Genomic DNA, 6,286 nt, shown 5'->3' on the forward strand with positions numbered 1-6,286 from the left:
CCCGCGTCCGCGATGCGCTGGTTCAGGCCGGAGCCAACGCCACTGGCACGACCAACCGGGACAAGTTCCTGGCAGGCATAGACGGCCTGACCTACGACGATGATCCGCGCCAGGGCATCGTCGATGGGCGCAAGTTCACACACCCCGAATTGCGCCTGGCGTTCGACGCGCCTGAGGGCTTCTATCTGGTCAACGGCGCGAAGTCGGTTTCGATTACGGGCCAATCCGGCAAGGCGGAGTTCTCTTCCGCCAGCTTCAACGGCAATCTGGATACCTATGTCGCCAATGTCTTTGCGGGTCTTACCGGATCGGGCCAGCCCGGCGTCAGGCCTGAATCTCTGGAAAGCACCACCGTGAACGGCCTTCCCGCGCGCTATGGCGTGGCGACGGCGCAGACCAATAGCGGCACCATGGATGTCGCTGTGTTTGCCTACGATTTTGGGAATGGCAAGGCGTACCACTTCGTCACGATCACCCAGGCGGGCGGCGCGGGCGCGTTCAACACCATGTTCCGCTCGATGCGGCGGATCACGGCGGCGCAAGCCGGATCGGTGAAGCCACGCCGGCTGTCGGTGGTGAGCGTGAAAGCGGGCGATACCGTGCGATCGCTATCGTCGCGCATGGCTTACACCGATGCGCCGTTGGACCGCTTCCTGGTGCTGAACGGCTTGCAGCAGGATGCCCGATTGACGCCGGGCCAAAAGGTGAAGCTCGTCACGTACTGATTGCAGTAACGCGCACGAAAAAGGGCGGCAGGTTTCCCTGCCGCCCTAGATCTTGTCAGACTAAGCTGAGGCTCAGTTCTTCGCCTGCAGCGTCGACGAGGTCTTGTTGAAGGTCGAGGTCAGCGAAGAACCAAGGCCCGACATCGCGGTGATGGCGGCGACGGCGATCAGAGCGGCGATCAGGCCGTACTCGATAGCGGTGGCACCCTTTTCGTCGCGGCGGAACTTGTTGAGGAACTTCATGTGCAATCTCCTGGGATGTGAACGTCTCTAACTTACCCGGTCCGTTAAGCGCTCGCCCCCCGGACAACTTGGTGACTACGGGAGAAAACTGAAAATATGTTTAATTGCCCTGGTGCGCTTTGGCGGCTTTAGCTTCGACGTACGACCACATCTTAAGGGTTTCGCTGGCCACGCCGCTTACGGCCAGAAAGATGCCCAGCACCACGATTCCCAAGATCAGGCCATATTCCACTGCAGATGTGCCACGGCTGTCGTGCAGCAAGGCTTTCAAATACAACCCTATTCGCATTGCCGCCTCAAAACTTCCCCAATTTGCCTCAAGGTGACACCCTAACGTGAAGACTCCGTTAAGTAGTTGCGAAGCGGCCGAGATCCGGCGGCCGACCATTATGGTCGCCGCAGTCTCTTTACTTAATGCCGAGGGCAAAGTTCTCTTTCAGCAGCGGCCGGAAGCCGATGCGCACGGCGGACTATGGGAGTTTCCCGGCGGCAAGCTCGAATCGGGTGAGAGCTTCGAAGCCGCCCTGGTTCGCGAAATTGCAGAGGAATTGGACCTGATCGTGAGGCCCGAGAATCTCACGCCCGTGACGTTCGCCACTGGCGCGGCCGGGAATGCCGGTCGCTCGATCACGATCCTGTTGTTCTGTTGCCGTATCTGGGACGGCGAGCCGAAGCCTTTGGCAGCGGCGCAATTGGCGTGGATGAAGCCCGCCATGATCGGCACGTTGGCAATGCCGCCGCTAGACTATCCGCTCGCAGAGCGCCTGAACCAGATGCTGCAAAGCGGCTTTATCTAGCCAGTTCCGTCAGACACGAAAAAGGGCTGGGATGCGCCACGCACCCCGGCCCTTCATGTCAGCGAATATAGATCGCTTAGTTTTCCGTTGCGTCCGGCGTGGCACCCGCCTTGGCGGTGGTGTTGGCCGAAGCATCGGCGCTGGCCGGCGCCGTGGCAGCGCTCTGGGTGGCAGCCGTCACGGCGGACTTGAACTCGGTCGCGTTCATGGTCAGCGTCAGGGCATTGTTGGCGCCCACGGTCAGGTATTGCTTGGTGATGGTCACCGGATTGCCGTCGGTTAGCGCGACCGTCACATTATCACCTTCTACCTTTTGCACGGTGCCGACTGCAACGCCGTCCTTGCTCTTGATCGGGGCATCGGCCACCAGCGCCGCGTCCATCGCGCCGGCCGTCTTACTTTCGGCAGCGGTGACGGCGGCATTTAGCTGTGCCTGCGTCATCGCGATCACGAGGCCCTTGTCGTTCTTCGCAAAGGCGGTGCCGGGCAGGGTGGCGCGCTTCGTGCCGGTGAAGACGACTGCGTTCGCGCCATCGACCTTTTCAACGGTCCCGACTTCGGCGCCAGCGGTATCATAAACCTTCGCACCCACTGTAGGCGCAGCGGTAGCAGCCGGAGCGGCCGCAGCCGGAGCAGACGCCGCTTGAGCGAAGGCCGACATGGGCACCATGGCCGAAGCTGCCAGAGCGGCTGCGATAAGTGATTTCTTCATTACGGTCTCCTTGGTAACTCTGAAACTTGCATCGAATAACGCGGATGGTCTCAGGTCGTTCCGCCGAGACTTCAACGCGGTCACACCATTATTGGTGCGGATTACCTGCAGACTTAAAGTCACCGCCTTGAGGCAACATGAACAGCGCGTTGTACTGTGGCTGAGATGCGGGGAGGTGAGGAATTCATACGGATTGCCAACTTGCCCCGAGGGTCTGTGCCGCCTCTGCAAAGGGAACATTGCCGCCACCAATGGCTTTGAGCGAGTTAGGAGGACGGGTGGGTATGAGCGAAGCAAACGAAGATGAGGGTTCGTCGCCAACGGTATGGCGCTACGCCATGGCCACTCGCGCGCACGTCGTGATTGATGCAGCGGACTATTTCGAGCTGATGCGCGACGCCATGCGCAGCACGCGGCAGCGGGTTTTCATGATCGGCTGGGACTTTGACACACGCATCCTGCTCTCCGCCGGTCGACGGTGGTGGACGATCGGCAAGCGGCATCGCTTTCCGGCGCGTCTGGGGTCCTTCATGCTGTGGCTCGCTCGTCGAACACCGGAGCTGGAGATCAGACTGCTGAAATGGAATGTCGCGCTGATCAAGTCGATGTTCCGCGGCACCATGGTGATCGACCTCCTGCGCTGGGCCCGAAACCCTTCGATCGATTTCAAGTTCGATTCGGCCCATCCGGTGGGCTGTAGCCATCACCAGAAGATCGTCGTGTTGGATGATCGCGTGGCGGTGTGCGGCGGTATCGACATGACGTCAGACCGCTGGGACACTCGCGAACACGTCCACGATGATAAGCGACGCAAGCGGCCGACCGGGCGAAACTATGGTCCGTGGCACGATGCGACGATGATGATGGAGGGCGACGTCGCGCTGGCCCTGGGCGAGCTGGGTCGCGATCGCTGGAAAGTGGCGGGCGGGGAAGAGCTGGCGCCGTGCAAACCCCAAGAGGAAAGCCCATGGCCCGATCGCCTTCAGGCCGAGTTCGAGAATGTCGAGATCGGCATCGCCCGCACGCGCGCGGAGTGGGGCGATTGCCCCCAGGTGTCCGAGATCGAGAACCTGTTCGTCGAACAGATCGGCCGGGCAAAGCGCTTCATCTATGCCGAGACGCAATACTTCGCTTCCCGCCGCATCGCCGAAGCGATCTGCCAGCGCCTGGCTGAGCCCGATCCGCCAGAATTCTGCATGGTCAATCCGATCACCGCCGATGGCTGGCTGGAACAAGTGGCGATGGATTCGGCGCGCGCCCGGCTGGTTCGCGCGGTGCAGGAGGTGGACCATGCTGGCCGGTTCCACATATTCGTGCCCTATACTACCGGTGGCGACCCCATCTACGTGCATGCCAAGCTCACGATTATCGACGATGAGATCTTGCGCATCGGCTCTGCCAACATGAACAACCGCTCTATGGGTCTCGATAGCGAATGTGATGTCTTCATTGACGTTACCCGCCCCGCCAATCGCGATGTCGGCCCCAAGATCATCGGCCTGCGCCACTCCCTGATCGCCGAACATGCCGGCATCCCAGAGGATGACGTGGGGCCACTGTTGGAAAGGCACGGCTCCATGGCGGCTATGCTTCTGGCCCTGCCGCGCACCGGCAAGCATGTGCGCCCTTTGGAATTGCCAGAGTTGAACGAGGCGGAACGCGCGCTGGCTGACAGTGCGCTGCTTGATCCCGAGCGCCCCAGCGACGTTTTTGAACCGATCGAAAAGCGCGGCTTATTTCGGAGGCGCGGATTATTGCGAAAGCCCGGATTGCGCCGGACGTTATCGCGGGTAAAGAATAAGTTCACACGAAGGGAAACAGCATGAGCAGTCTGGTCGGACCCGATGAAGATAAGCCCACCGGAAAGCCCGCCGTTCCCGAGGATGTGCAAGACGCTATCCGCACGCTCATTCGTTGGTCGGGCGACGATCCGAACCGCGAAGGTCTGCTCGATACGCCCAAGCGTGTCGCCCGTGCGTGGAAAGAATACTGCCAGGGCTATGCCGACGATCCCGCCATCCATCTGGAACGCGTGTTCGAGGAAGTGGGCGGCTACAACGAAGTCGTCCTGCTGAAGGACATTCCGTTCCAGTCGCACTGCGAACACCACATGGCGCCGATCATCGGCAAGGCGGCGATCGCCTATCTGCCGCGCGATCACGTCGTCGGCATCTCCAAGCTGGCGCGCGTGCTGCATGGCTACGCGCGGCGGTTGCAGATCCAGGAACGCCTGACGGCCGAAGTGGCGCAATGCATCTGGGAGAACCTGAAGCCGCTGGGTGTCGCCGTGGTGATCGAGGCGAGCCACGCCTGCATGACGGCGCGCGGCGTGCGGACGCCAGGCGTCAGCATGATCACCAGCCGGATGATGGGCACGTTCCTGGACGATGAGCGTAGCCGCACCGAAGTTCTGAAGCTGATGGGTTACTGAAGACCGGCTGGCATCCCCCAGGTTTTTGAGCGGACCGGCGCGGGAAGGGCTGGAAACGTCGGCGATCTTGCGTGCAAGGCAAGCGCATGAAGGACGATTCTTGAAACCGGGGCGGGCAGATGGCGCAAAGGCGTAACGCGGTCTCGGCGCGCCGCGGCTGGCTGCTGGCGATCGTGCCCGCGCTAATGCTGGGCGTCCTGCTGTGGCGGGAAGTCTGGGATGTCGATATCTTCTGGCAGTTGAAGCTGGGAGAGATGATCCTCGCTGCCCGTGCGCCGGTGTCTCAAGAGCCGTTTGCGGTGACCCATCTGGGAGAGCCGTTGAACGCGGTTGCCTGGTTGGGGCAGGCGGCCTTCGCGGCTGTTCGTCAGGCTTGGGGTTGGACGGGGCTTCGTCTGTTCGATGCGTTGTGCTGGTGTGGTGGCTTCTGGGCTGTGGCCGCAGCCTGCCGTCGTTCGGGCGCAAGGGCGATGCCGCTCACTCCCGCGTTGTTGCTGGCCTTTGGCGCCGCCTTACCTGCTGCCAGCATCCGGCCGCAGAGCTTCGGGGCTTTGTGCTTTGGCTTGCTGCTGGCTCTGCTGAAGCTGGAATTACGCGCCTGGCAAACAGTGATGCTGGGCACCATCCTGCTGGTCGCGTGGCAGAACCTCCACCCTTCGGTCAGTATCGGGATAGTCGCTTTGGCCGCCCATGCCATGGCCGGCTGGGCGGTTTGGCTCCGAGACAAGACGCAGCCACGCCCGCTGGCAGCGACAATGCTTGTACCGATCGCTGCACTCAGCGTGTTCGCGACGCCGGATGGAGTGGGTATCCTGGCGGTATCGGCGCGCAATGCGCAGGCCAGCATTGCGGTTGGGGCGAGTGAATGGCTGCCCTTGTGGATAGAAGCGAACCGCGAGAACGCAGTGCCGATCCTGCTGGCGACGCTGGTGGCGGCCTTTGTGGCGTGGCGCGATCGGCGGGCCGTCTCCTGGCCTGATCTGGCAGTGATGCTGGCGTTGCTGGTGTTGACGATCAGCGCCTACCGGTTCGTCCTGTTCTGGGCGGTGGCGACGATCCCGGTCATCGCCGGGCGCGGGCGGACTCCGGAGAAATTTGGTCGAGCCTCATGGCTGCCAGCGCTCGGCGTCGCTGCCGTAGCGGTACTAGCACCCGCCATCCGCCCCACCCGTTTCTCGGATAATCTGCCGATGACAGCGGTAGCGCGGCTGGCGCAAACCGATGCTGCCGGCACTATCGTCACCGAGCCGGAATTCGCGGGCGTTTTGATCGACGCTGGCTATCCGCGCTGGCGGGTTTCGCTGGATGGCCGATACTATCGCTACACGGATGAGGAATGGCAGCGCTATGGTGCGATGCTGGACGGCAGCTATCGTCT

General features: G+C 61.9%; 8 protein-coding genes. 5 read left to right on the forward strand and 3 right to left on the reverse strand.

Annotated elements, in window-relative coordinates; genetic code table 11:
• The coding region (locus ACHWRX_RS12450) for a LysM peptidoglycan-binding domain-containing protein (protein ID WP_394659425.1) at positions 1 to 725 on the forward strand (725 nt) is incomplete at its 5' end.
• A 72-nt stretch (positions 726 to 797) separates the two neighbouring features.
• On the opposite strand, the gene ACHWRX_RS12455 is transcribed toward ACHWRX_RS12450, so the two are convergent.
• Positions 798 to 968 carry a Flp family type IVb pilin gene (locus ACHWRX_RS12455; RefSeq protein ID WP_183617396.1) on the reverse strand — a complete coding sequence of 57 codons (171 nt, stop codon included), beginning with the start codon at positions 966 to 968 and terminating at the stop codon, positions 798 to 800.
• A 100-nt stretch (positions 969 to 1,068) separates the two neighbouring features.
• Positions 1,069 to 1,356 (reverse strand): Flp family type IVb pilin, encoded by a 288-nt coding sequence (locus ACHWRX_RS12460; protein WP_394659426.1) that lies wholly within the window; start codon positions 1,354 to 1,356, stop codon positions 1,069 to 1,071.
• A gap of 1 nt (position 1,357) precedes the next feature.
• Between ACHWRX_RS12460 and ACHWRX_RS12465 the strand changes: the two genes are divergently transcribed.
• Positions 1,358 to 1,765 carry a (deoxy)nucleoside triphosphate pyrophosphohydrolase gene (locus ACHWRX_RS12465; protein WP_394659427.1) on the forward strand — a complete coding sequence of 136 codons (408 nt, stop codon included), beginning with the start codon at positions 1,358 to 1,360 and terminating at the stop codon, positions 1,763 to 1,765.
• A 76-nt stretch (positions 1,766 to 1,841) separates the two neighbouring features.
• Here the strand turns inward: ACHWRX_RS12465 and ACHWRX_RS12470 are convergent, their stop codons facing one another.
• Positions 1,842 to 2,477, reverse strand: a complete 636-nt coding sequence (locus ACHWRX_RS12470) for a hypothetical protein (protein ID WP_183617399.1) — start codon at positions 2,475 to 2,477, stop codon at positions 1,842 to 1,844.
• Positions 2,478 to 2,761: 284 nt separating this feature from the next.
• Here ACHWRX_RS12470 and ACHWRX_RS12475 point away from each other — a divergent pair, with 284 nt between their 5' ends.
• The 3 genes from ACHWRX_RS12475 to ACHWRX_RS12485 form a co-directional block, all read left to right on the forward strand.
• Positions 2,762 to 4,303, forward strand: a complete 1,542-nt coding sequence (locus ACHWRX_RS12475) for a phospholipase D-like domain-containing protein (RefSeq protein WP_394659428.1) — start codon at positions 2,762 to 2,764, stop codon at positions 4,301 to 4,303.
• Entirely contained in the window at positions 4,300 to 4,908 is a 609-nt protein-coding gene (folE, locus tag ACHWRX_RS12480; RefSeq protein ID WP_288484381.1) for a GTP cyclohydrolase I FolE, read from the forward strand. Before ACHWRX_RS12475 ends, folE begins: the two co-directional genes overlap by 4 nt.
• A 119-nt stretch (positions 4,909 to 5,027) precedes the next feature.
• Positions 5,028 to 6,286, forward strand: a 1,259-nt coding sequence (locus ACHWRX_RS12485; protein ID WP_394659429.1) for a hypothetical protein, incomplete at its 3' end; no start/stop codon positions are given.

The organism is uncultured Novosphingobium sp., from assembly GCF_964277725.1.
In the GTDB taxonomy this organism is placed as follows: Bacteria; Pseudomonadota; Alphaproteobacteria; order Sphingomonadales; family Sphingomonadaceae; genus Novosphingobium; species Novosphingobium fluoreni.

What these genes read in the sequence shown, in the direction of transcription:
- ACHWRX_RS12455 (WP_183617396.1), bottom strand. Translation starts at nt 968, where the DNA reads ATGAAGTTCCTCAACAAGTTCCGCCGCGACGAAAAGGGTGCCACCGCT.
- ACHWRX_RS12460 (WP_394659426.1), bottom strand. Translation starts at nt 1,356, where the DNA reads ATGGTCGGCCGCCGGATCTCGGCCGCTTCGCAACTACTTAACGGAGTC.
- ACHWRX_RS12465 (WP_394659427.1), top strand. Translation starts at nt 1,358, where the DNA reads ATGGTCGCCGCAGTCTCTTTACTTAATGCCGAGGGCAAAGTTCTCTTT.
- ACHWRX_RS12470 (WP_183617399.1), bottom strand. Translation starts at nt 2,477, where the DNA reads ATGAAGAAATCACTTATCGCAGCCGCTCTGGCAGCTTCGGCCATGGTG.
- ACHWRX_RS12475 (WP_394659428.1), top strand. Translation starts at nt 2,762, where the DNA reads ATGAGCGAAGCAAACGAAGATGAGGGTTCGTCGCCAACGGTATGGCGC.
- folE (WP_288484381.1), top strand. Translation starts at nt 4,300, where the DNA reads ATGAGCAGTCTGGTCGGACCCGATGAAGATAAGCCCACCGGAAAGCCC.